General features: G+C 69.8%; 20 protein-coding genes. 18 read left to right on the top strand and 2 right to left on the bottom strand.

Annotation, left to right across the window (positions count from 1 at the left end; all coding sequences use genetic code 11):
- The first annotated feature begins 87 nt into the window (after positions 1-87).
- The 5 genes from hflX (at position 88) to VED21_RS20345 (ending at position 8,341) form a co-directional block, all read left to right on the top strand.
- A complete protein-coding gene (gene hflX, locus VED21_RS20365) occupies positions 88-1,419 on the top strand; it encodes a GTPase HflX (RefSeq protein ID WP_324885414.1) in 1,332 nt (443 codons plus the stop codon).
- 150 nt (positions 1,420-1,569) lie between these two features.
- Positions 1,570-2,382, top strand: coding sequence for an FRG domain-containing protein (locus VED21_RS20360; RefSeq protein ID WP_324885413.1), 813 nt, complete (start codon positions 1,570-1,572; stop codon positions 2,380-2,382).
- A gap of 29 nt (positions 2,383-2,411) precedes the next feature.
- Positions 2,412-2,909 carry a DUF2934 domain-containing protein gene (locus VED21_RS20355; protein WP_324885412.1) on the top strand — a complete coding sequence of 166 codons (498 nt, stop codon included), beginning with the start codon at positions 2,412-2,414 and terminating at the stop codon, positions 2,907-2,909.
- A 233-nt stretch (positions 2,910-3,142) separates the two neighbouring features.
- Positions 3,143-5,008 carry a dihydroxy-acid dehydratase gene (ilvD, locus tag VED21_RS20350; protein WP_324885411.1) on the top strand — a complete coding sequence of 622 codons (1,866 nt, stop codon included), beginning with the start codon at positions 3,143-3,145 and terminating at the stop codon, positions 5,006-5,008.
- Positions 5,009-5,287: 279 nt separating this feature from the next.
- Positions 5,288-8,341 carry an ATP-binding protein gene (locus VED21_RS20345; protein WP_324885410.1) on the top strand — a complete coding sequence of 1,018 codons (3,054 nt, stop codon included), beginning with the start codon at positions 5,288-5,290 and terminating at the stop codon, positions 8,339-8,341.
- A gap of 24 nt (positions 8,342-8,365) precedes the next feature.
- Here VED21_RS20345 and VED21_RS20340 read toward each other — a convergent pair whose 3' ends face one another.
- Positions 8,366-8,656, bottom strand: a complete 291-nt coding sequence (locus tag VED21_RS20340) for a ribbon-helix-helix domain-containing protein (RefSeq protein WP_324885409.1) — start codon at positions 8,654-8,656, stop codon at positions 8,366-8,368.
- 152 nt (positions 8,657-8,808) lie between these two features.
- On the opposite strand from VED21_RS20340, the gene VED21_RS20335 reads away from it, so the two are divergent.
- The 9 genes from VED21_RS20335 (at position 8,809) to VED21_RS20295 (ending at position 17,680) form a co-directional block, all read left to right on the top strand.
- The gene (locus VED21_RS20335) at positions 8,809-9,003 is read left to right on the top strand and encodes a hypothetical protein (RefSeq protein ID WP_324885408.1); all 195 of its coding nucleotides are present in this window, start codon (positions 8,809-8,811) and stop codon (positions 9,001-9,003) included.
- Between the two features lie 115 nt (positions 9,004-9,118).
- Positions 9,119-10,399, top strand: coding sequence for a YcaO-like family protein (locus VED21_RS20330; RefSeq protein WP_324885407.1), 1,281 nt, complete (start codon positions 9,119-9,121; stop codon positions 10,397-10,399).
- Positions 10,396-11,133: a TfuA-like protein gene (locus tag VED21_RS20325; protein WP_324885406.1), complete on the top strand. Its 738-nt coding sequence runs from the start codon at positions 10,396-10,398 to the stop codon at positions 11,131-11,133. The genes VED21_RS20330 and VED21_RS20325 overlap by 4 nt, the downstream gene beginning before the upstream one ends.
- 146 nt (positions 11,134-11,279) lie before the next feature.
- Positions 11,280-12,032 carry a Crp/Fnr family transcriptional regulator gene (locus VED21_RS20320; protein ID WP_324885405.1) on the top strand — a complete coding sequence of 251 codons (753 nt, stop codon included), beginning with the start codon at positions 11,280-11,282 and terminating at the stop codon, positions 12,030-12,032.
- Positions 12,033-12,166: 134 nt separating this feature from the next.
- The gene (locus VED21_RS20315; protein ID WP_324885429.1) at positions 12,167-12,517 is read left to right on the top strand and encodes a ribbon-helix-helix domain-containing protein; all 351 of its coding nucleotides are present in this window, start codon (positions 12,167-12,169) and stop codon (positions 12,515-12,517) included.
- A 249-nt stretch (positions 12,518-12,766) separates the two neighbouring features.
- Positions 12,767-14,740, top strand: coding sequence for an MASE3 domain-containing protein (locus VED21_RS20310; protein ID WP_324885404.1), 1,974 nt, complete (start codon positions 12,767-12,769; stop codon positions 14,738-14,740).
- The gene (locus VED21_RS20305; RefSeq protein ID WP_324885403.1) at positions 14,718-15,101 is read left to right on the top strand and encodes a response regulator; all 384 of its coding nucleotides are present in this window, start codon (positions 14,718-14,720) and stop codon (positions 15,099-15,101) included. Before VED21_RS20310 ends, VED21_RS20305 begins: the two co-directional genes overlap by 23 nt.
- A gap of 216 nt (positions 15,102-15,317) precedes the next feature.
- On the top strand, positions 15,318-16,106 hold the full coding sequence (locus VED21_RS20300; RefSeq protein WP_324885402.1) for a HAMP domain-containing sensor histidine kinase: 789 nt from the start codon (positions 15,318-15,320) through the stop codon (positions 16,104-16,106).
- A gap of 224 nt (positions 16,107-16,330) precedes the next feature.
- Entirely contained in the window at positions 16,331-17,680 is a 1,350-nt protein-coding gene (locus VED21_RS20295; protein WP_324885401.1) for a globin-coupled sensor protein, read from the top strand.
- Between the two features lie 35 nt (positions 17,681-17,715).
- On the opposite strand, the gene VED21_RS20290 is transcribed toward VED21_RS20295, so the two are convergent.
- Entirely contained in the window at positions 17,716-18,159 is a 444-nt protein-coding gene (locus VED21_RS20290; protein WP_324885400.1) for a MarR family winged helix-turn-helix transcriptional regulator, read from the bottom strand.
- 314 nt (positions 18,160-18,473) lie between these two features.
- On the opposite strand from VED21_RS20290, the gene rimO reads away from it, so the two are divergent.
- The 4 genes from rimO (at position 18,474) to VED21_RS20270 (ending at position 23,019) form a co-directional block, all read left to right on the top strand.
- Entirely contained in the window at positions 18,474-19,838 is a 1,365-nt protein-coding gene (rimO, locus tag VED21_RS20285; RefSeq protein ID WP_324885399.1) for a 30S ribosomal protein S12 methylthiotransferase RimO, read from the top strand.
- A 2-nt stretch (positions 19,839-19,840) separates the two neighbouring features.
- A complete protein-coding gene (locus VED21_RS20280; protein WP_324885391.1) occupies positions 19,841-20,182 on the top strand; it encodes an HNH endonuclease in 342 nt (113 codons plus the stop codon).
- 331 nt (positions 20,183-20,513) lie between these two features.
- A complete protein-coding gene (locus tag VED21_RS20275; protein WP_324885389.1) occupies positions 20,514-22,310 on the top strand; it encodes a sensor histidine kinase in 1,797 nt (598 codons plus the stop codon).
- A gap of 55 nt (positions 22,311-22,365) precedes the next feature.
- On the top strand, positions 22,366-23,019 hold the full coding sequence (locus VED21_RS20270) for a response regulator transcription factor (RefSeq protein WP_324885387.1): 654 nt from the start codon (positions 22,366-22,368) through the stop codon (positions 23,017-23,019).
- Positions 23,020-23,120: the final 101 nt, after the last annotated feature.

The following is a 23,120-nucleotide window of genomic DNA, read 5'->3' as shown; positions in this document are numbered from 1 at the left end:
CCCACACCAATCCGGTTGAAGGAACCCCCTCCCCACGCGCCTGTTGGACCCGCACGGCTTGCGCTTGCGGAAAAGGATGGCGCGCGAATGGGTACCGACGATCGGGACGGCGGAGCGGATGCGGTGCAGGAGAGCAGGGTCCGGACCCTCGTGGTCGGACCGGTGCTGCCGAACGACGCCGCCGGCCGAACACCCGAGGCCCGGCCCCCTGAGGCCCGACTGGAGGAGGCGGTCGGCCTGGCCAAGGCCATCCAACTGGAGGTGCCCCACGCCGAGGTGGTGCGCGTCAACCGCCCGGACCCCGCCACCCTGTTCGGCCGCGGCACGGTGGAGCGGCTGGGCGGAATCGTCGAGGCGTTCGACATCGACCTCGTCGTCGTCGACCACGCGCTCACCCCCATCCAGCAGCGCAACCTGGAACGCGCGCTGATCGCCAAGGTGATCGACCGCACCGCGCTGATCCTGGAGATCTTCGGCGCCCGCGCCCACACGCGCGAGGGTCAGCTGCAGGTCGAACTGGCGGCGCTGACCTACCAGCGCTCCCGCCTCGTGCGGTCGTGGACCCACCTGGAGCGCCAGCGCGGCGGCTTCGGCTTCCTGGGCGGCCCCGGCGAGACGCAGCTGGAAATCGACCGCCGCCTGATCTCCGAACGCATCACCCGCCTGAAGCGCGAACTGGAGGAGGTGCGGCGCACCCGCGCCCTGCACCGCGCGGCCCGCCAGCGGCGCGACACGCCGCAGGTGGCGCTGGTCGGCTACACCAACGCCGGCAAGTCGACGCTGTTCAACCGCCTGTCCGGCGCCGACGTACCGGCCGCCGACCGGCTGTTCGCCACGCTGGACCCCACGGTGCGCCGGGTGGAGCTGCCGTCCGGAAAACGTATGGTGCTGTCCGACACGGTGGGCTTCGTCTCCGAGCTGCCGCACCAGCTGGTCGCCGCCTTCCGCGCCACGCTGGAGGAGGTGCAGGCGGCCGACCTGATCCTGCACGTGCGCGACGCCTCCCACCCCGACAGCGAGGCGCAGGCCGCCGACGTCGCCGCCGTGCTGGCCGAACTGGGCATCGACGCCGAACGCGACGAGCGCGTGGTCGAGGTGCTGAACAAGGTGGACCGGCTGGATGCGACCCGGCGCGCCGCGCTGATGATGCGCGCCGCCCTGGCGGACGGCCGCGCCGTCGCCGTGTCGGCCCGGACCGGGCTGGGGATGGAGGAGTTGCTCGCCCTGCTCGACCAGCGGCTGGACGGCGGGCGCCGCGTGGTGGAGCTGGACGTCGACCTGGCGGACGGGCGGACACTGGCCTGGCTATACGAGCACGGGCAGGTCCTGCACCGCGACGACGAGGACGGCGTGGCGCACGTGCGCGTGGCGCTGGACCCGGCCGACGCCACCCGCCTGACGGCCGCGGCCATGCGCTGAAGAGGGCGCCGAAACTCCGGCTTCCGAAGGGCTGTTTGTCGGCAAGACGGGTTTTGAGACACGGATGCACACGGATTTTGCACGGATGGACACGGATAAAAATTCAACTTCTTCATCCGTGTCCCCCGTCCTTTCTCTTGAAAGGGGACCATGCGCGACGTCCGGATCGAGTCCCTCATCGACTACATCGACTTCATCTCGGGCGCCTCCGACCGCACGGTCAGCTACCGGGGGGCGAAGGACCCGGTCGAGGACATGAAGCCGACCGTCGTGCGCTCCTGGCAGCGCAACCGGGCGATCCGCGCCGATACCGCACGCAACGGCGGCGAGGGACCGCCGCTGTGGGAATACGAGGAGCGGCTGATCGAGTCCTTCAAGCGCCAGTCGCTGCCGTTCCTGGAGAGCGCGCCGGGCTGCCACCTCAACTGGCTGGCCGTGGCGCAGCACCACGAACTGCCCACCCGGCTGCTGGACTGGACGCGCAACCCGCTGATCGCGCTGTACTTCGCCGCCAACAACCGCGGCCGCTACCAGCGGCCGGAGCAGTGGTCGGACGCCTACGTCTTCATGTGGGTAATCAGCGACACGCTCGACAGCCACCGCCACATGCTGCCGCTGGACCTGCTGCCGGCCATGAAGCCGCGCGGGCACGGGCGCATCGCCGATGGGGAGAGCCCCGCCGGCGGCGACAACCGCGTGCACCTGTTCAGCCCGCCCACCCTATCCTCCCGGATTGCCTCCCAAGAGGGGCTCTTCAGCTTCGAGGAGCAACTCTCCGAGACGAGCTTCCCCGAAATGGCGGAAAAATTGGGCCTGGAGGTGACGCGCATCCTCGTTCCCGGTGCCGCGCGGTTGGATATCCTGAAACACCTCAACCGCTTGGGCGTTGAAACCGGCAAGCTGTTTCCCGATCTACCGGGCCTGTGTGCCCATCAGCGGTGGGTCGCCGAATGGCTGTGGTGATGGCTGGGGTGATCAGGGAGGATCGAGGGATGGACGAGGGTATCCAGGAACGCATCCGCCGCCGCGCCCACGAGTTGTGGGAACAGGACGGGCGGCCCGAAGGCAGGCACGACGAACATTGGGCGCAGGCCGAAGCCGAGATCCGCGCCGAGCAGGGCGGCGGCAAGGCCAAGCCGGCCGGCAAGGCGAAGGCCGCCGGCGGCACCAAGGCCAAGACCGCGGAGAGCAAGGCGCCGGCGGCCAAGCCGTCGGCCGCCAAGGCCGCCGTGACGGCGCCGGCCGCCGCCGCCGAGGCGCCGAAGGCCGCCGCCAAGGGCGGGCGCACCAAGGGTGCGGCGGCGCAGCCGGTGCCCGCCGGCGATCCCGGCAAGACCTCCACCAAGTCGGCCAGCCCGGCCGCCACGGCCGCCAAGCGCACCCCGGCGCCGCGCAAGGCCAGCACCCGCGCGGCGGCCGAGGACCTGTCGGTGGTCGCGGAGGGCGCCGGAGAGGCCCCGCGCGGACGCGGAACGCGCGCCCGGCGCTGACGGCGCCCGTCCGGGGCCGATGTCCGTACACGGCGGCGGCCTGTCCGCCGCCGCAGGGACTGTCATGTGCGCCATGCGGCGCACCTCTACGCGCGCCATGCGGCGCAAGCGGATCGGCCATCCTCCGTCATCGCAGGACGGCGGACACGGAATTGCTGGCGGCGGATCGTTCGGATTGCTAACCTTGCGCCCCTTTTGACCTTCAGGCGCGATCAGCTTTCCGAGGTGGACCCATGCCGCACTACCGTTCCCGCACTTCCACGCACGGCCGCAACATGGCGGGCGCGCGCGGCCTTTGGCGCGCCACGGGCATGAAGGACGGCGACTTCGGCAAGCCGATCATCGCCGTCGCCAACTCCTTCACGCAGTTCGTCCCCGGCCACGTCCACCTGAAGGACCTGGGCCAGATGGTGGCGCGCGAGATCGAGAAGGCCGGCGGCGTCGCCAAGGAGTTCAACACCATCGCCGTCGACGACGGCATCGCCATGGGCCACGACGGCATGCTGTACAGCCTGCCCTCGCGCGAGCTGATCGCCGACGCGGTGGAGTACATGGTGAACGCCCACTGCGCCGACGCGCTGGTGTGCATCTCCAACTGCGACAAGATCACTCCGGGCATGCTGATGGCCGCGATGCGCCTCAACATCCCGGCCGTCTTCGTGTCCGGCGGCCCGATGGAGGCCGGCAAGGTGAACTGGCGCGGCAAGACCAAGGCGGTCGACCTGATCGACGCCATGATCGCCGCCGCCGACCCGACCGTGTCCGACGAGGAGGCGGCGGAGATGGAGCGCGGCTCCTGCCCGACCTGCGGGTCGTGCTCGGGCATGTTCACCGCCAACTCCATGAACTGCCTGACCGAGGCGCTGGGCCTGTCGCTGCCGGGCAACGGCACCATCCTGGCCACCCACGCCGACCGCCAGGAGCTGTTCCTGGCCGCCGGCCGCGTGGCGGTGGAGCTGTGCAAGCGCTGGTACCAGGACGAGGATCCCACCGCGCTGCCGCGCGGCATCGCCACCTTCGAGGCGTTCGAGAACGCCATGACGCTGGACATCGCCATGGGCGGCTCCACCAACACGGTGCTGCACCTGCTGGCCGCCGCGCAGGAGGGGCAGGTCCCCTTCACCATGGCCGACATCGACCGGCTGTCGCGCCGCGTGCCCAACGTGTGCAAGGTGGCGCCCGCCGTCTCCGACGTGCACATCGAGGACGTGCACCGCGCCGGCGGCATCTTCGGCATCCTGGGCGAGCTTGACCGCGCCGGCCTGCTGAACCGCGACGTCCCCACCGTGCACGCCAAGACGCTGGCCGACGCGCTGGAGCGTTGGGACGTCAAGCGCACCGCCGACGCCGGCACGCACACCCTGTTCAAGGCGGCACCCGGCGGCGTGCCCACCGTGGTGCCGTTCAGCCAGGACAAGCGCTGGCCGGAACTGGACCTGGACCGCGAGAAGGGCGTCATCCGCGCGGTCGACAACGCCTTCTCCAAGGACGGCGGCTTAGCCGTGCTGTTCGGCAACATCGCCGAGCGCGGCTGCATCGTGAAGACGGCCGGCGTCGACGCCTCGATCCTCAAGTTCTCCGGCCCGGCCCGCGTGTTCGAGAGCCAGGACGCGGCCGTGGAGGCCATCCTGGGCGACAAGGTCAAGGCCGGCGACGTGGTGGTCATCCGCTACGAAGGCCCGCGCGGCGGCCCCGGCATGCAGGAGATGCTGTACCCGACCAGCTACCTGAAGTCGAAGGGCCTGGGCAAGGCGTGCGCGCTGGTCACCGACGGCCGCTTCTCGGGTGGCACGTCCGGCCTGTCCATCGGCCACGCCTCGCCGGAGGCCGCGGAGGGCGGCACCATCGGGCTGGTCGAGGAGAACGACCGCATCGAGATCGACATCCCCAACCGCACCATCAACCTCGCCGTGCCGGAGGAGGAGCTGGCGCGCCGCCGCGAGGCGATGAACGCCAGGGGTGCCAACGCCTGGAAGCCGGCCAACCGCCAGCGCGTGGTGTCGCCGGCCCTGCGCGCCTACGCCGCGCTCACCACCAGCGCCGACCGGGGTGCCGTGCGCGACGTCAGCCAGGTCGAAGGGATCGCCGTCCGGCGCTAAGTCCGGTCGGCCGGGGCGGCGCCAAGCCGCCCCGGTCACTTCCGCATACCCACCGCGAAATATTCTTGTGAGCGGCGCGCAAGGGGCTTGCCTTGCGCGCCGTATATCATACTATGATATGTCGCGTGTCACAATTCGACTGAAATTTCGACGAATCGTAGCCATCCCTCGCTACCCAGGGGGAACTGCATGCGGTAATATGTTCGCGACGGGTCGGCGGGGGCGTGGATGACGGAGGCAGGCCAGGTACCGTTACGCGCATCCAGCAGTGGTTCCCCCTTGGGAACCGCCGCTTCGGCACGCGCGCACGGGGCCTCGGACCCGCCCCCCTTCGACGGCTCTCCCGGCATCCGCGCGACCACGGCCGAGCGCAAGCTGGTCACCGTCCTGTTCGCCGACATCGTCAATTCCTCCGCCCTGGTCACCGGACGCGACCCGGAGGACGCCGACCAGGCGCTGCTGTCCATCCTCGACCTGCTGACCGGCGCCATCGGCCGCTATGGCGGCACCATCGCGCAGATGCTGGGCGACGGCGTGCTGGCCGTGTTCGGCGCCCCCTCGGCGCTGGAGGACCACGCGCTGCGCGCCTGCCTGACGGCGCAGGACATCGCCAACACCGCCCGCGCCGGCGCGGGCTTCCAGGTGCGCATCGGCGTCGCCACCGGCGAGGTGGTCGCCCACGTCATCGAGAACGGCCTGTGGACCGACTACCGCACGGTGGGCGAGAGCGTGCATCTGGCCGCCAAGCTGCAGCAGCGCGCGGCCCCCAACAGCATCCTCATCGGCCGCGAGACGGCCGAGCTGATCCCGGTCGGCCTGACCGTCGAGCCGGCGGACCTCCTCCAGCTCGCGCCCGACATGCCGCCGTTCCCGGTCTTCCAGCTGGTCGGCGTGCGCGCCGCACGGCGCACGGCCGCCGACGTGGTGTCGGCCAAGGCCGGCCCCTTCGTCGGCCGCCGCCGCGAGCTGGAGGCGTTGCGCGCCGCGCTGGAATCCGCCGAGGACGGCGTGGGCACCATGGTGGTGCTGAGCGGCGAGGCGGGCATCGGCAAATCGCGCCTCGTGGCCGAGCTGCTGCGCGGCTGCCGCCACCGGCTGGTGCACTGGCCGCAGGCGCCGATCCGCCGCCTGGGCGAACCGGAGGACTTGGAAAAGGTGGCGGCCACGCTGGCGGCGGTGGCCGGCGGCCCGGACGCCGCGGCGAACGCGGCGGAGCGCGCGGGCGGCAGCCTCGCCCGGGCGGCCGTGCGCGAGTTGCTGGAACTGCCGGTGGACGACCCGGTGTGGCGCGGCCTGCAGCCGGCCGAACGCCTGCCCTTCGCCATCGAGGGGCTGGCCGCCGCGGTGGTCGAGCTGGCCAGCGGGGAACCGCTGGTCCTGCTGGTCGAGGACGTGCACTGGGCAAGCCCGCTGATGGTGCGCCTGCTGGACACGCTCGCCCCGCTGCTGGGACCGGCGCGGGTTCTGCTGCTCGCCACGTCCCGGCCGCAGACCGGCACGGGCTGGACGGCGGAGGGGCACGACGACGCGCTGCGCCTGACGCTCGACGCGCTGCCGTCGGACAAGACGCGGGAATTCCTCGACCGCTGGCTGGGCCGCCACCCGGCGCTGAACGACCTGAAGGCGCACGTCATGGCCAGGAGCCAGGGCGTGCCGCTGTACCTGGAGGAATCGCTGCGCGCGCTGGAAACCGGCGGCGCCATCGTCGGCACGCCGGGCGACTACCGGCCGGGGGCGGCGGCGCGCACGGTCGACCTGCCGGCCTCCGTGCACGGGCTGCTGGCCGCCCGCATCGACGCGCTGGGCGTGGACGCGCGGCGCACGCTGCTGAGTGCCGCCGTGGTCGGGCCAACCTTCGATGCGGGGCTGCTGCGCGCGCTGGCCCCGGTGGCCGACGCGGCGCTGGCCGAACGCCTCGCCGACCTCGAGGAGGCGGGCCTGATCACCCGCACCCGCCTGCTGCCGAACCTGGAGTACAGCTTCCGCCACGCGCTGATCCAGGAGGTGGCGTACGGCACCATCGTCCGCGCCGAGCGCCGCACCCTGCACGCCCGCATCGTCGCGGCGCTGCGCCACCGGCGCGACCACGACCTGCCCGGCCGCATCGACCTGCTGGCACACCACGCCTTCAAGGCCGAGGACTGGACCTTCGCCTATGTCTATGGCCGGCAGGCCGGCCAGCGGGCGGAGGCGCGGTCGCGGCTGGTGGACGCCAGCCAGCACTACACAAATGCCTTGGCGGCGCTGGAGCGCCTGATGCCGACGCGCCGCAACGTGCTGCGGCGCATCGACCTGTCCATCGCATTGTCCACCGCGCTGCTGCCGCGCGGCGTGACCGGCGTCGACGATCGCCTCACCCACGCCCGCGAACTGGCAACGCAGGCCGGCGACCCGCTGCGCTTCGCGCGCGCCGCATCGCTGCACGCAGCCTTCGAATGGTCACACGGGGATATCGAAAAGGCTGTGCGGCTGAGCCGCCAGGGGCTGGACGCGATTGGAAGCAGCGCAAGTCTGGCGGTGCGGGTGCCGCTCCTGATCCGCCTCGGCGGCATTCTGGCCGAGAAAGGGTTGTTCCGGGAGGGGTGCGCGTCCGTCGAGGAGGCACGCAGGCTTTTGGCTCCCGGCCGCTCCCTCGATCTTCATGGGATGGCCGCGGTCGGCCTGGTCGTCGCCAACGGCCAGCGCACCCGCTGCTTCGCCGAATTGGGGGAAGTCGAGGCCGCGCTCCGCGCGGGGGCGGAAGGCGTGGACATCGCCGAGGAGAGCGGCCACACCTTCTCGAAGGTGTACGCGCACGGGCACATGGGATGGACGCTCATCCTGCTCGGCGATCCCGCGCGCAGCCTTCCCAGCCTTGAAAACGCGCTGTCTCTGTCGGAGCTGACCCGCTCCTATCTGCATCAGCCGTTCATCATGGGCGCCCTCGGCTATGCCCATGTCATGTCGGGTAGCCGAGACCGGGGATTGGAACTACTGGAGCAGGCCGTGCGCTTTTATCAGCACGACCCGGCCAAGCTCTGGTCGCAGCAGGTCATTCTGTGGAATGCCGAAGCCCTGCTCCATGTCGGCCGCACCGATGCCGCCATAGCCGAGGCCGGCCGAGCTCTGCGGCTCGCTCGCGACGCCGGACGCATGGGCTATCAGGCACGGGCCGCCGTGGCCTATGCCGAAGCCCTGGCAGTCGCGCGTCCAGGCGGCACCGACGCGGCCCGCGCGTTCAGGGAAGCGAAGGCCATCGCCCAGCGCCTGTCGATGCGGCTGCTCGCGGAGCGGTGCGCCCGTGCCCTCGCCGGAATGCCGGCGCAAAACGTCCTGGCCCTTGGCAACCGCTGAGCCCGCACCGTCACCAGAAGCCGGTCAGCGGCTGACGGCCTCACGGAAATAGCCCAGCACGTACGTGCGGATGGCGGTCGCCAGCGGCGTCCCGTCAGCGCGCGACGCATCCAGTTCCGAGCACAGATCGGCCACTGCCCGTCCTTCGCGGCGCGACACCTCGTCCAAGCCCTCCCACACCGACGTCTCCAGCCGCAGGCGCGCCTGTCGGCCGGCCAGCGGCACGGTACGCGACACGACCATCGGCCACGTAATCAGGGACGCCACCGGGCTGGCCTTCGGGCTTTCGGAGCGGATCTTGTTTTCGAGTTGCATTGGCGGCGTCTCCATCTCGGCGCTGCTGGCGAGCGCGTCGCCGGATTTCTATGCCTGCGACCCCGGTTCGGACTGTGAAGAACTTCACAGCCCGAACACCCCCTCGCCTGGGACCGTGTGGCCATCGAAACCCCCCATGGACGGAAACGAACATGAACATGATCTCGAGAGACTCGCTGGTTCGCGGCGCCGACGGCCGCCTGTACGCCATCACCGCCGCCGGCGTGAGCCCGGTCGCTGAAGCGGGCACCGCCGCCGCCCGCGCTGCTCTGCGGGCCGGCGACCGCATCGCCTTTGACGCTGCCGATCACGAAGCGGCCCGCAACGCGGTCTCGCCGGGCCTCTGATCGCCGTAACCGTTCCCGTGTCCGCGGACCGCGGCGGCCGGCCCAGTGCCGGACCGCTGCGGTCCACGGCCCCGAACTCCACAGCGAGTCAGAACTCCACATCGAGTAAGCCGCGATGCCGTTCGACGAGATTTCCGCCCGCTCCACCCCCGAAGCGCCCAAGGCGCACACCGCCGGAACCCACCGCACCGTGGCGCCGGAGGAGACGCTGAAGCGCGTCACCCCGTTCCTGCCGGTCATGGGCATCACGCGGGTGGCGAACGTCACCGGGCTGGACACCCTCGGCATCCCGGTGGTCATGGTGACGCGGCCGAACTCCCGTTCGGTGTCGGTGTCCCAGGGCAAGGGCGTGACGCTGGCCGCCGCCAAGGCGTCGGGCGTCATGGAATCCATCGAATCCTACCACGCCGAACGCATCACCCTGCCGGTCAAGTACGCCAGCTACGAGGAACTGCGCTGGTCGCACCGCGTGGTGAACGTCGAGCGCCTGCCGCGGCTCGCCACCAGCCGCTTCACCCCCCACACGCCGCTGATGTGGATCGAGGGGCGCGACCTGATGAGCGGCGAGGCCGCCTGGGTGCCCTTCGAGATGGTGCACCTGAACTTCACGCTGCCGCTGCCCCCCGGCCACGGCTGCTTCACGGCCGGCTCCAACGGGCTGGCGTCCGGCAACCACCGGCTGGAGGCCGTCGGCCACGCCGTCACCGAACTGGTCGAGCGCGACGCCATCACGCTCTGGCACCTGCTGGACGAGGAGGCGCAGGAGGCCACCCGCCTCGACCTCGGCACCGTCACCGACCCCGTCTGCCGCGGCATGCTGGAGCTGTACGACAAGGCCGGCGTCGACGTCGGCGTGTGGGAGCTGACCAGCGACGTCGGCCTGCCCGTCTTCCTGTGCCGCATCGTCCCGCGCGAGGACGCGCCGCAGCACAGCATCCGCCCGGCCATGGGCTCCGGCTGCCACGTGGCGCGGGAAGTGGCGCTGAGCCGCGCGCTGACCGAAGCGGCGCAGAGCCGGCTGACCTTCATCTCCGGGGCGCGCGACGACATGCCCCGCAGCGAATACCAGAAGCATCAGGATCCGGCGCTGCACGCCCGCTGGAAGGCGCGCATCCGCGCCGGCCGGGGCGGGCGCGACTTCGCGCTGTGCCCGACCGCCTCCGGCCGAACGCTGGCCGACGACCTCGACACCCAACTGGCGCGGCTGCGCGCGGTCGGGATCGAGGAGGTGGTCGCCGTCGACTTGACCAAGCCGGAATTCGGCATTCCCGTCGTCCGCGTGGTCATCCCCGGCCTGGAAGGGCTGGACGACTCCCCCGACTACCTGCTCGGCGCCCGCGCGCGCGCCCTGGTGGAAGGCAAGCTGGAAAGCAAGCCCCTGGAGGCCAAGCCATGAGCGTCTACGTCTTCCTCGGCCCCACCCTGCCGCACGAGGACGCGGCCCGCGACCTGAACGCCACCTACCTGCCCCCCGTGGCGCAGGGCGACGTCGCCCGCATCTGCCTGGAAAAGCCAAAGGCCATCGCCATCGTCGACGGCTATTTCGAAAGCGTGCCGGCGGTGTGGCACAAGGAGATCCTGTTCGCGCTCCAGCAGGGCGTGGCGGTGTTCGGCGCGTCCAGCATGGGTGCGTTGCGCGCGGCCGAGCTGCACCCCTTCGGCATGGTCGGCGTCGGCGCCATCTTCGAGGCGTACCGCGACGGCCGGCTGGAGGACGACGACGAGGTGGCGGTGACGCACGGCCCGGCCGAGCTGGGCTACCTGTCGCTGTCGGAGGCCATGGTCAACATCCGCCGCACGCTGGCGGACGCTGTCGCCGACGGCGTCGTGTCGGTGCGCACCGGCCGCGTGCTGGAGGAAACCGCCAAGGCCCTGCCCTACCGCGAGCGCGGCTATGGCCGCGTGATGCGCCTGGGCGGCGAGAGCGGCCTGCCGGAGGACGAGCTGGCGCGCCTACGCGCCTGGCTGCCCACCGGCCGGGTCGACCAGAAGCGCGAGGACGCCCGCCTCATGCTGCGCACGTTGCGCCGCTGGCTGGGCGCCGACGCCGGGGCGCCGGACGTCCGCTTCCATTTCGAGCACACCACCCTGTGGGAGCGCGCCGCGCGGGAGGCCGCCCGCCCCAGCTGACCGCGCCCGAAGCCGCCCGCAGGTATGCATCGCCGCCGCCATTCCGCACGATGGAAGCGCAACACTCATATCCCTGTATGCGCTATACTCGCGCCGCGCGCCGTAACCGTTACGGAGCGCCGGGATAGATGACGGCGGATGGCGATATGGCGACGGGCGGAGTCGTGGACGTTGCCTCGGTGCTGCGGCGCAACCGCCTTCTGGGCGGGCTCGACCGGCGCGAGATGGACGAACTGCTGGGGTTGGGCCGGCTGGTGCGCTACCCGGCCGAGACGACGGTGTTCGCCAAGGGCGATCCCGGCGACTGCGTCTTCGCCATCCTGAAGGGCCAGATCGGCATCCACACGTCGTCGATCGACGGCAAGATGATGCTGCTCAACATCCTCGACGCCGGCGACGTGCTGGGCGAGATCGCGCTGATCGACGGGCGCGAGCGGACGGCCGGCGCCACGGCGCTGCGCCCGTCGGAGCTGTTCCGCATCGACCGCGCCGATTTCATCCCCTTCCTGGAACGCCACCCGCGGCTCGCCATCCATATGATGGGCGTGCTGTGCGAACGCCTGCGCTGGGTCAGCGAGAGCATCGAGGACGCCGTCTTCCTCGACGTGCCCCGCCGGCTGGCCAAGCGGCTGCTGCAGCTCGCGCGCGACTACGGGCAGCCGGCCTCGGGCGGCCTTCGCATCGGCCAGCCGATCTCGCAGGAAGGGCTGGCGCACATGCTGGGCGTCACGCGCGAGATCGTCAACCGCAGCCTGAAGGCGCTCAAGAAGTCGAACGCCATCGCCTATTCCAAGGGTTTCATCGTCCTGACCGACCTGCACCTGCTGCGCGACATGGCCGGGGAGCCCGCGGATTCCGGGCATACATCCGGACGCATGGCCGAACACACGGGGGAGTGAAACTTTTATCACCTCTTTCCCGTGCGAACAGGCTATACTACCATGGTGAGCAACCCCTCCGCATGCAATCAGGGGGTATCTGCAGCATGGGAAGCAATGGGGTATCGAAGAAAGACGGCGCCAATCCGCCGGGGGTGGGGCCTTTGACGAGCCGAACCGTTTCGATCGACGGCCAGCCGACGCAGGTGCGCCTCGAGCCTTCCTATTGGGAGGCGCTGGACGACATCTGCCGGCGCGAGGATCTCGCGATCGACGAGCTGTTCACGGACCTCCGGGTCCGGCTGGACCAGCAGACCAAGCGCGCCTCGCGGTCGGCCAGCACGGTTTCGATCGCCAACGCGGCGCGCGTCTTCATCGTCGGCTACTACCGCCAGGCGGCCACGGAGACGGGACACGACCGCGCCGGCCATGGCCGGGGCGATCCGCTGAACAGCACGCCGTTCGCCGACGCCGCGCCCGGCAAGAAGGGATCCGGCGCGCATTGACGCGCGCACTGACGCGCCCATGGGCGCGCCCCTTCCCGGGCGCACCCGCGCGCGTCCGCGCACCCGCCGGAGCAGGCGGAACGGCACAGTCTATGGCTTTTGGCATAAATTCACCGAAAGCCCTATTCCGTGCGTGCTTGCTTTGGTAAGAAGAGCGCAGACGCGCCAATAATCCGAAGCCGGCAGACGGCCATGGTCCAGTTTTCCGCAGCAGACACAGCCGAGCCACGTCGGGCGCCGATTGCCTGGATGCGGGAAGTTGCGCTGCTGGGCGGCACCATGGCGATGCTGTTCTTTGGTATGCGTTACAATTATCTTCTCTTCCACACGATCGCCGAGCTGTTCAGCATCGTGGTCGCCACGGCGACCTTCATGATCGCTTGGAACACGCGGCACACCAACCAGTCGCCCTTTCTGGCCTTCATCGGGCTGTCGTTCCCGGCCGTCGCGGCGATCGATCTTCTGCACACCCTGGCCTTCCGGGGCATGAACGTGTTCCCGGTGACCGGCTCCAACCTTGCCACGCAGCTGTGGCTGGCCGCGCGCTACGTGCAGGCGGGCGCCTTCCTGGTGGCGCCGCTGCTGCTGCCCAACGCGCGGGTGTCCGCGACCGTGGTGCTGGGCATCGAGGCGGTGCTGTTCTCGGCGACCGTCCTGGCCACCATGACCTTCGACGTGATGCCGGCGGCCTATGTCGAGGGCTACGGCCTGACGGCGTTCAAGATCGCCAGCGAGTACGTGGTGAGCGGCGTTGTCGCCCTGGGCTGCCTGGCGCTGATCGCGCGGCGGCGCCACCTGGAGCCCGGCGTGTTCACGCTGTCGCTCGGCGGCATCGCGCTGGTGATCCCGCAGGAGATGGCGTTCACGCTGTACCACGACCCGCACGGGCTGATGAACGCGCTGGGCCACTTCTGCAAGATCCTGTCGTACTACCTGCTGTACAAGGCGGTGGTCGTCACCGCGCTGAAGCATCCCTACGACCTGCTGTTCTACCGCCTGTGCCGCAGCGAGCAGGCGCTGCGCGACCACCTGGGCGGCCTGGAGGCCGTGGTCGAAACCCGCACCGCCGAACTGCGGGAGAGCGAGGCGCGCTGGCGGGCGCTGCTGGAATGCTCCAACGACTGGTTCTGGGAGACGGACGCGGCCGGCCGCTTCCTCTCGCTCTCGGCGAACGCCGAGGAATCGACCGGCCGCCCCGCGGCGGAGTTGCTGGGCAAGACCTACGCCGACCTGCTCGACGCCGGCCGCGCGCCGGAGGACTTCGCCGAACTGACGGAGGAGTTGCGCCAGCGCCGGCCGTTCCGCCGCCTGATCATTCCGCTGGAGACGCCGGCCGTGACCGGCCGCTGGATCTCGGTCAGCGGCGTGCCGCGCTTCGCGCCGGACGGCCGCTTCCTGGGCTACCGCGGCACGGCCAGCGACATCACCGACCGCCGCCGGGCCGGCGAGGCGGTGCGCCAGAAGCGCACCATGGCCGCGCTGGGCAGCCTCGTGGGCGGTCTGGCGCACGAGATCAACAACCTGCTCCAGCCGGTCATCAGCCTGTCGGAACTGGCGCTGGGCCGCGTCGGCGAGGATCCCAAGCTGCGCACCTACCTGACGGCGATGCACGACAGCGGGCTGAAGGCCCGCACCATCCTGCGCGACGTGCTGGCCTTCGCCCGCTCGGAGGTCGCCGACTCGCCGCCCGGCGACATCGGCGAGGCGGTGCGTTCGGCCATCCAGCTCACGCTGCCCGGGCTGCCGTCCGGCATCATGGTGCAGACGCACATCGCCGACGGCCTGCCGGCGGTGACCATCACCGCCACGGAGCTGTCGCAGGTCCTGCTGAACCTCATCCAGAACGCGCGCGACGCCATGCCCGGCGGCGGCATCCTGTCGCTGAGCGCCGAGGCGGTCACGCTGCGCGACCCCGAGGCGTCGCGCCTGGAGATCCCCGAGGGCCTGTACGTGCGCCTCTCCGTCACCGACACTGGTGCCGGCATGGACGAGGCGACGCGGCACCGCGTGTTCGAGCCGTTCTTCACCACCAAGCCGGTCGGCCTCGGCACCGGGCTTGGGCTTTCGGTCGTCTATGGTATTGTCCGCAACGGTGGAGGCGTCATTTCGGTCGACAGCGCCCTCGGCCGGGGCACGACCGTCGTCATCGACCTGCCGGCGGCGACGGAACGAAATGACGAAAACAATAAGGAAATCGTCCATGGCGAAGGTGTTGGTGGTTGAGGACTCCCCGGCGGTCCGGCTGGCGATGGTCGACGTGCTGGAAGGCCTCGGGCACACGGTGGTCGAGACGGAGAACGGCCGCATCGCCATCGAACGGCTCGGCGAAGGCCCCTTCGACCTGGTGCTCACCGACGTGCTGATGCCGGAGGTCGACGGCATCGAGGTGATCAAGGCGGTCCGCCGCGTGTATCCCGACACGAAGATCCTGGCGGTGTCCGGCGGCGCCCCCAACCTGCCGGCCGGCTATGCGCTCAAGATGACCGAGATGTTCAGCGCCGACGCCGTGCTCTACAAGCCGTTCCTCAACGAGGAACTGCGCAAGACCGTCGCCAACCTGCTGAACGGCGCCGGCGCGGGCTGAACGCCCGCCCCCTCCTCCCCCTCCGTTCCCGCCCGCGTCTGCGCGCACACGTCGCAGGCCGTGACCGTCAACGTCCGCCTTGCGGGCGTTGACAGGCGATCCGCCGCGCGCTATCAGTTACGTGTCTAAACGGTATAGATGCTTAATGGCTGGCACCAGAACCCGCCGTGCCGTGCCGACACAACCGCGCTCGCCGACGCCTGGGAGGAGACCGCCATGCCGATCGCACTGCCTTACGCCACGTTGACCGAGGAAACCTCGACCGATGGGGTCGAGAGCCTGACGGGCGTGCTCGCCCACCTCTGCCGCGAGGTGCGGGATCCGCTCAACGTCATTCTCGGCTTCGCCCAGATCATCGCCGACGTCAACGCCGACGGCCGGTCGCCCACGCCCCCGGCGTTGCGCGATTACGCCAGCCTGTGCGACACGGCCGGCGGCCAGCTGCTGCGCCTCCTCGACAACGCCGCCCTGTGGCTGCACGCCCGCCAGGGCGACGCGCCAGCGGACCTCATGCCCATCGAACTGGGCGGCCTCCTCGAAGAGGTGCTGGAGCGGTTCGAGCCGCGGGCGGCGGCCAAGGGCGTGCGCCTCGTCAACGCGGTGAGCCGCATGCCGGTCGCCGGGGAGCCTGCCGCCCTCTGCCACCTGCTGTGCCAGTTGCTGGACAACGCGCTGCGCTACAGCCGGCCCGGCGGCACGATCACCGTGACCGCGCTGCGGCGCGACGCGACGGTCGACATCCGCGTCGCCGACACCGGCGTCGGCATGGCCGCCGCCCAGTTCGCCGCGCTGTTCCGGGCTACGCCGCCCGTGCCGCTGCCGGACACCGACGGCAACGCCGGCAGCGGCCTCGGCCTCCTGCTGTGCAAGCTGCTGGCGGAGCGCATGCATGGGGCGATCCGCCTGGACAGCCGGCCGGGCCACGGCACGACGGCGACCGTGTCGCTGGGTGCGGCGCCCATGCGGCGGATGATTCCCGCGCCCACGCCACGCCTTGTCAATTAACGGCACGACACATTGCCTTCCGCACAGAAACACTCGGACATTTTGTTAGGCGCCGCGCGATGTTCGGAACTTTCGAATAGTAATATCGCCATAACACGGAACTCATAGCCGGTCTTCTGGCCACCGTTACTTACCGGTGAGTGGGTCAGAGAGAGAATTGTATATTGACGAACCAACATTGGCTGGCGTCAACTTGTGATACAGAAATCTGGGAGGACGGCGACATGCGTGCATCGGAAGAGCGGGAAGAACTCCTCGGCTTCCTCGGCATCGATGCGGAGACCCGGCGGCTCCTCCCCGAGCTATCGACGGTCGTCGACGGTTGCATCGACACGGCGTTGACCGACTTCTACGCGCATGTCGCCCGTTTTCCGGGCGTCAACGCGCTGTTCCGCGACCCGTCGCGCCAGCGGCATGCGCAGGAGATGCAGAAGGCGCACTGGCGCCGCCTGTTCGCCGGCCGGCTGGACGAGGATTACGCGCGCTCCGTCCACCGCATCGGCGACGCCCACGCGCGCATCGGGCTGGCGCCGCACTGGTACATGTCCGCCTACGGGTTGACCCTGGCACGCCTTCTGGCCGCCATCGAGAAGCACTGCCGCCGCCGCTTCGCCAGCGCCGCCGGGTGCGAGCGCATGACGGCGATGATGAGCGCGGCCGTGCGCCTGTCGGTGCTGGACATGAACCTGTCGGTGGACGCCTACCTCCAGCGCATGGAGGAGCGCCACGCCGAGGAACTGGGCCGCATGCTGGGCGACTTCGAATCCTCCATCGGCGTGCTGGCCGAGAACATCTCGCGCGCGTCGGAGGAGATGCACCGCTCGGCCGAGCAGCTGTCCTCCATCTCCGAGGCCACCAACCAGCGCTCGCGCGTCGTCGCCGTCGCGGCGGGCCAAGCCACCGGCAACGTCGAGGCGGTGGCCTCCGCGGCCGAGGAACTGTCGGCCTCCATCGCCGAGGTGAACAAGCAGATCCAGTCCTCCTCGCAGATGGCGCAGGGGGCGGCCACGCGGGCCGACCACGCCAACGGCACGGTGGAGGGGCTGGTGTCCGCCGCCGGCCGCATCGGCGAGGTGGTCAAGCTGATCTCCGGCATCGCCAGCCAGACCAACCTGCTGGCGCTGAACGCCACCATCGAGGCCGCCCGCGCTGGCGAGGCCGGCAAGGGCTTCGCCGTGGTCGCCGGCGAAGTGAAGCATCTGGCCACCCAGACCGCCAAGGCCACCGACGAGATCAGCACGCAGATCGCCGAGATCCAGGCGGTGACCGGTCAGGCGGCCCGCGCCATCCGCGAGGTGGCGGACGCCGTCCTGTCCATCAACGAGGTGCTGGCCGCCGTCGCCGCGGCCGCCGAGCAGCAGGGGGCGGCCACCAGCGAGATCGCCCGCAACGTGCATCAGGCGGCGTCCGGCACCGCCGACGTGACCGCCAACATCGGCGCCGTCTCGCAGGCGGCGGGCGAGACCGGCGGCATGGCGGAGAGCGTGCTCGCCGCCTCGCGCGACCTCGCCGGCCAGTCCGACCAGCTCCGCCAGCACGTCAATGGCTTCATCACCCGCCTGCAGCGGGCGTAAGCCACAGCATTCCTGTTTTCGGGAGGACGGCGGCCTTACGCCGCCTGGCGCTTGATGAGCAGGCCGCGCAGGACGCGGGAGAGCACGTCGGCGAGCTGGTACTGCTCGTCCTGCGGCAGGTTGCCGATCACCGCCGCGAACTCCTTCAGCGGGTCGTGCTCCAGCAGGTCGAGCGCGGTGGGCGTCGGGTGCAGCTGCACCACGCGGCGGTCCTCCGGCACCGGGACGCGCGTCAGGAACCCCTTGCCGACCAGCACCTCCACCGTCTGCGAGGCGGCACCCCGCGTGGTCGCGTGGAAGTCGGCGAAGGCGGAGACCGTGCGCTGGCTGGGGTTGGCGCTGGCGAAGTAGCGCAACGCCGTCCACTGCGAGGGCTTCAGCCCGCGCGAATAGCCCAGGCTGTCGGCAATGTGCCCGATGTGCATCATCACTTCGGCGATCGCCTGGGGGGATGCGAGAGAGGAATGCGTGTTGGACATGGCGTCGCCCTCTGTACCCTTCCAAGCGTCCCGCGGCACCCTTCCGGCCCAGGTCCGGCAAGGCTTTCGCGGCCGGCACCGTGAGTCGAAACCGTATAGTGCCTATATGACTAGGAGGCTAACATGGACGACGCCCTTTGTCCAGCGATTAACCCACTTCACGCACAATTTCTTTACCAGCCATTAATTATATTAGCCCAAGCGGGCCTGTCGGGAAATGGTCTGTGCGCCCCGGGCGATTTTCACCGATCGAGTTCGTCCGGATGCGACGAATCGGCTGGCGGGATCGACGGAATTGCCTATATAGACGCGCCATGACCAGCAAGACCGCCCCCCTCTCCGCCCCCCTGTCCGCGAAGGCCGCCCCCAAGGTCGGCATCGTCAGCCTCGGCTGCCCCAAGGCGCTCGTCGATTCCGAGCGCATCCTCACGCGCCTGCGCGCCGAGGGCTATGAGATATCGCCCAGCTACGAGGGGGCGGACGCCGTCATCGTCAACACCTGCGGCTTCCTCGACAGCGCCAAGCAGGAATCGCTGGACGCCATCGGCGAGGCGATCAAGGAGAACGGCCGCGTCATCGTCACCGGCTGCATGGGCGGCGACGCGCAGTCGATCCGCGCCGCCCACCCCGGCGTCCTGGCCGTCACCGGCCCGCACCAGTACGAGGCGGTGGTCGAGGCCGTGCACGAGGCGGTGCCGCCGCAGCACGACCCGTTCATCGATCTCGTGCCGCCGCAGGGCATCCGGCTGACGCCGCGCCACTACGCCTACCTGAAGATTTCCGAGGGCTGCAACAACCGCTGCACCTTCTGCATCATCCCCGGCCTGCGCGGCGACCTCGCCAGCCGCCCGGTGGACAAGGTGCTGCGCGAGGCGGAGAAGCTGGCCACCGCCGGCGTAAAGGAATTGCTGGTCATCTCGCAGGACACCAGCGCCTACGGCGTCGACCTGAAGTACGCCGAGCGGCCGTGGTACGACCGCACGGTGAAGACGCGCTTCGCCGACCTGTGCCGGGAACTGGCGAACTTCGACCTGTGGGTGCGGCTGCACTACGTCTACCCCTACCCGCATGTGGCCGAGGTGCTGCCGCTGATGGCGGAGGGGCGCATCCTCCCCTACCTCGACGTGCCCTTCCAGCACGCCAGCCCGAAGGTGCTGAAGGCCATGCGCCGCCCGGCCGCGCAGGAGAAGACGCTGGAGCAGGTGCGCTCCTGGCGGCGCGACTGCCCGGATCTGGCCATCCGCTCCTCCTTCATCGTCGGCTTCCCCGGCGAGACGGAGGAGGACTTCGCCTTCCTGCTGCAATGGCTGGAGGAGGCGCAGCTCGACCGCGTCGGCTGCTTCAAGTACGAGCCGGTCGCCGGTGCGGCCGCCAACGAGCTGCCGGGCGCCGTGCCCGAGGAGGTCAAGCAGGAGCGCTACGACCGCCTGATGCAGGCGCAGCAGCGCATCAGCGCCGAGCGGCTGAAGCAGAAGGTCGGCTGGACGCTGGCCGTGCTGATCGACGAGGTGGACGAGGAAGGGGCCATCGGCCGCTCCTACGCCGATGCGCCGGAGATCGACGGCAACGTCTTCCTGAACGGCGAGACGGGCGTGAAACCTGGCGACATCGTCGACGTCATGATCGAGCACGCCGACGAATACGACCTGTGGGGCTCGATCGAAAAGCTCGAGGATTAGGCATGACGCCGGAGGACGCCAAGCTGATGGACGTCCTCCAGGGGGGCTGCTGCTTCTACTGCGGCGGCCCCGTCGGGGCGAAGGCCACCTTCGACCACCTGATCCCGCAGGCCTACGGCGGCACCGACGATCCCGGCAACATCGTGCTGGCGCACCGCCGCTGCAACCAGATGAAGGGCGACCGCCTGCCGACGCCCGAGGAGCTGGACCGCCTCATCGCCCAGCGCCGGCATAGCCGTTTGGGTGTATGGCCGCCGCTGCTGGCCCTGCGCGACGCCGAACCCGGTGACGAGTGGATCGCCGTTGCCCGTGCAGTATCGGTACAGACAACAAAGCCCCGCTGAAAGCACGGCGCGAAACAGTTCGGTTGCTAACAAAGTAACATTAGCACGAATATCTATATCTCTTCGCAAGCCATCCTTAAGCGCCGCGACATAACGCCGCAATTCAGCTTCGGCGCATCGCGCCTTCCGGCGCCTGCGGCAGCGCCGAACCCCCTGTACGCTCACAGACTTTTCAAGCTTAAAGCGGGGTGTACGATCCTCCAGGGCACCGCAGGTGCAGCGATGGACGCACGCCTTTCGTATGGGATTACGCCTTTTGGGGTAGTACCACGAACGCCCGTTTCGACTCACCATCACCGGAGAAACCCGCAGAAGGTGAACGATGCGGCGTATGAGGCCGAACGATCCGGAACGTGTCCAACACCTGCTCACGGCGGTGACGCTGGTGGCGTGCGGGACGCTGTTCGCGTGGTGGGCGGTCGATGCCTGGTGGGACCGGGCGCAGTCGGAGGACCAGGCGCGCACCGTGCTGCACACCACCCAGACGCTGCTGCGCGAGCACGCCCGCCGTTCCCTCGCCGTCGTCCAGCATGACCTGGACGCCATCGCCGAGCAGGCCGTCGCGGACTCCACGCCCGCCGACTGGCACGAGATCCTGCGCCATCACACCGACCACCAGCCGGACGTGCTGGGCCTGGGGCTCGTCACCGCCGATGGGCGGCTGGTCGCCCACAGCGCCATGTCGGCACCCGACCTGGACGTCTCCGACCGCGAGTACTTCCGCGCCCCGCGCGACGGCCGGCCGGTGCACGTCGGCACGCCTGTGGTGGGGCGCATCGCCTCCACCCCCTTCTTCACGCTCAGCCAGCGCATCGAGGCGCAGGGGCGCTTCGTCGGCGTGGCGATGGCGGCCATCCGCCTCGACCTGTTCGGCGAACTCTACCGCTCGCTGGGCACCGCCCCCTTCGCGCTGACGATCAGCGTGCTGCGCGACGACGGCACGCCCATCGTGCAGGAATCCGAGGACCGCGCCCCCACGGCCGCCAGCTGGACCGCCCTGGTGCGACGGGGCCTGGAGCACGGCAACCCGGACGCCGTCGGCCTGTCCGACGAACAGCGCTTCTACGCCATGGGCCGCGTCCCCGGCCTGCCGGTCATCGTCGCCGTCGCCGCCGACCGGGCCGAAGTCCTGGCGCTCTGGCGGAGCCAGGTTCTGCGCACCGGGTCCTTCACCGGGCTGGGAATCCTGGCCATCGCCACGCTGGGAACCATGGTGGGGCGCGGGCTGCGGCGCGAGCGGCTGGTCCTGGCGGCGCTGCGCCGCGCCAACGAGAAGCTGACCGCCATCTCGCGCGAGCAGATGCAGGCCCGCCGCATGGCCGAAGACGCCAGCGCGGCCAAGTCCCGCCTGCTGGCCGCCGTGACGCACGACCTGTCGCAGCCCCTGCGCGCCGTACGCTTCCATCTGGAGGTGCTGGAGCGCGAGGCGGCCACCGCCTACCAGCGCGACCTGCTGGCGCGCATGGCGGCGGCCACCGATCTGCAGCAGGAGATGCTCGACAACCTCGTGCAGGAGACCGCCCTGGAATCCGGCACGCTTCAGCCGCAGCCCCGCCTCTTCGCCGTCGCCGAGGTGCTGGAGGACATCGCCGCCCTGTACCGCGCCGAGGCGGCCCGCAAGCGCATCGACCTGCGGGTGGTCGGCTGCTCGCTGCTGCTGCACAGCGATCCCGCGCTGCTGCGGCGCATCCTCCTGAACATCGTCTCCAACGCCGTCCGCTACACGCCGTCCGGCCGCGTCCTGGTCGGCTGCCGGCGGGGCGAGGAGGCGCTGCGGATCGAGGTGTGGGACACCGGCCCCGGCATCGCCCAGGACGACCTCGCCGTCATCTTCGAGGAATTCCGCCGCGGGGCGGCCGCCCGGACCGAACCGTGCGGCCTGGGCCTGGGCCTGTCCATCGTCCGCCGCACGGCGGCGGCGCTGGGCATCACCGTGCACGTACAGTCAAAGCCTGGACATGGCACCTGCTTTATCGTCGCTATACCTTGGTCGGATGTAAAGGAACCCCGCCTCGTCAGAAAGGCGGAGAACGCAATGCACACTATGGACAAATCCGGCTCATTCGAAGCAAATCCCCCCCGGACTTTCGACGGAAAGTTGTCCCTTTTAATTTTACGTAAATCTTGACAGTCGTAGGTTGCCCTAGACAAGATGCATACGGGGATGTGCAGAAGCTTCATCAATGGAGCAGACCATGAGACTTTTGTTTGCAGACGATCATGTGATGATCCGGGATGGGCTGAGGCCTTTCCTTCTGGAGTTGGACCCCGCAACAAAAATCTTTGAAGCGGGTAATTTTTGTGAAGTTCTGGATCTTCTGGAAAGCGTTCCTGACATTCATCTGGTCGTTCTGGACCTGCGGATGCCGGGCATGGACGCGTTGCAGGGGATCCGCGTGATCCGCGAGCGGCACCCGAACCTGCCGGTGGCGCTGCTGTCGTCGGTGACCGACCGGAAGGTGATCCTGGAGGCGCTCGGCCTCGGGATCGCCGGCTTCATTCCGAAGCGGCTGAGCGCCCAGGCCATGCTGTCGGCACTGCGCCTGATCGTCGCCGGGGAGCGCTACGTGCCCGCCTCGCTGTTCGACGACCCGATCCATTCCGGCTTCACGGTGTCCGGTACGCCGTCCCGCCAGGGCGGCGAAGGCGCCGACCCGACGCTGACCCTGCGCGAGCGGGAGATCCTCGACCTGCTGCGCGAGGGGCTGCCGAACAAGCTGATCGCCCGGCGCCTCAACGTCAGCGAGGTGACGGTGAAGTCCCACCTCTGCCACGTCTTCCGCAAGCTGGGCGTGCAGAACCGGGTGCAGGCCGCGCGCTTCGCCGCCGGCGACTGAGGCCGGCGGCCCGCTCCTTCCGGGCGGGTGACAAACCTTGGGCGGGTGACAAACCTTGGTATGAGCAAGAACGATTTCGCCACGCTCAAGCGTCGTATCCA

Source organism: Azospirillum sp. (assembly GCF_035627195.1).
Taxonomy (GTDB): Bacteria; Pseudomonadota; Alphaproteobacteria; order Azospirillales; family Azospirillaceae; genus Azospirillum.
The sequence above is the reverse complement of the archived record's forward strand: the minus strand, read 5'-3'. Positions and strand labels throughout refer to the sequence as shown.

Bases quoted from the DNA above. Each gene is read 5' to 3' on its own strand.
- hflX (WP_324885414.1), top strand. From the start codon at position 88: ATGGGTACCGACGATCGGGACGGCGGAGCGGATGCGGTGCAGGAGAGC.
- VED21_RS20360 (WP_324885413.1), top strand. From the start codon at position 1,570: ATGCGCGACGTCCGGATCGAGTCCCTCATCGACTACATCGACTTCATC.
- VED21_RS20355 (WP_324885412.1), top strand. From the start codon at position 2,412: ATGGACGAGGGTATCCAGGAACGCATCCGCCGCCGCGCCCACGAGTTG.
- ilvD (WP_324885411.1), top strand. From the start codon at position 3,143: ATGCCGCACTACCGTTCCCGCACTTCCACGCACGGCCGCAACATGGCG.
- VED21_RS20340 (WP_324885409.1), bottom strand. From the start codon at position 8,656: ATGCAACTCGAAAACAAGATCCGCTCCGAAAGCCCGAAGGCCAGCCCG.
- VED21_RS20335 (WP_324885408.1), top strand. From the start codon at position 8,809: ATGAACATGATCTCGAGAGACTCGCTGGTTCGCGGCGCCGACGGCCGC.
- VED21_RS20330 (WP_324885407.1), top strand. From the start codon at position 9,119: ATGCCGTTCGACGAGATTTCCGCCCGCTCCACCCCCGAAGCGCCCAAG.
- VED21_RS20325 (WP_324885406.1), top strand. From the start codon at position 10,396: ATGAGCGTCTACGTCTTCCTCGGCCCCACCCTGCCGCACGAGGACGCG.
- VED21_RS20320 (WP_324885405.1), top strand. From the start codon at position 11,280: ATGGCGACGGGCGGAGTCGTGGACGTTGCCTCGGTGCTGCGGCGCAAC.
- VED21_RS20310 (WP_324885404.1), top strand. From the start codon at position 12,767: ATGCGGGAAGTTGCGCTGCTGGGCGGCACCATGGCGATGCTGTTCTTT.
- VED21_RS20305 (WP_324885403.1), top strand. From the start codon at position 14,718: ATGGCGAAGGTGTTGGTGGTTGAGGACTCCCCGGCGGTCCGGCTGGCG.
- VED21_RS20300 (WP_324885402.1), top strand. From the start codon at position 15,318: ATGCCGATCGCACTGCCTTACGCCACGTTGACCGAGGAAACCTCGACC.
- VED21_RS20295 (WP_324885401.1), top strand. From the start codon at position 16,331: ATGCGTGCATCGGAAGAGCGGGAAGAACTCCTCGGCTTCCTCGGCATC.
- VED21_RS20290 (WP_324885400.1), bottom strand. From the start codon at position 18,159: ATGTCCAACACGCATTCCTCTCTCGCATCCCCCCAGGCGATCGCCGAA.
- rimO (WP_324885399.1), top strand. From the start codon at position 18,474: ATGACCAGCAAGACCGCCCCCCTCTCCGCCCCCCTGTCCGCGAAGGCC.
- VED21_RS20280 (WP_324885391.1), top strand. From the start codon at position 19,841: ATGACGCCGGAGGACGCCAAGCTGATGGACGTCCTCCAGGGGGGCTGC.
- VED21_RS20275 (WP_324885389.1), top strand. From the start codon at position 20,514: ATGAGGCCGAACGATCCGGAACGTGTCCAACACCTGCTCACGGCGGTG.
- VED21_RS20270 (WP_324885387.1), top strand. From the start codon at position 22,366: ATGGAGCAGACCATGAGACTTTTGTTTGCAGACGATCATGTGATGATC.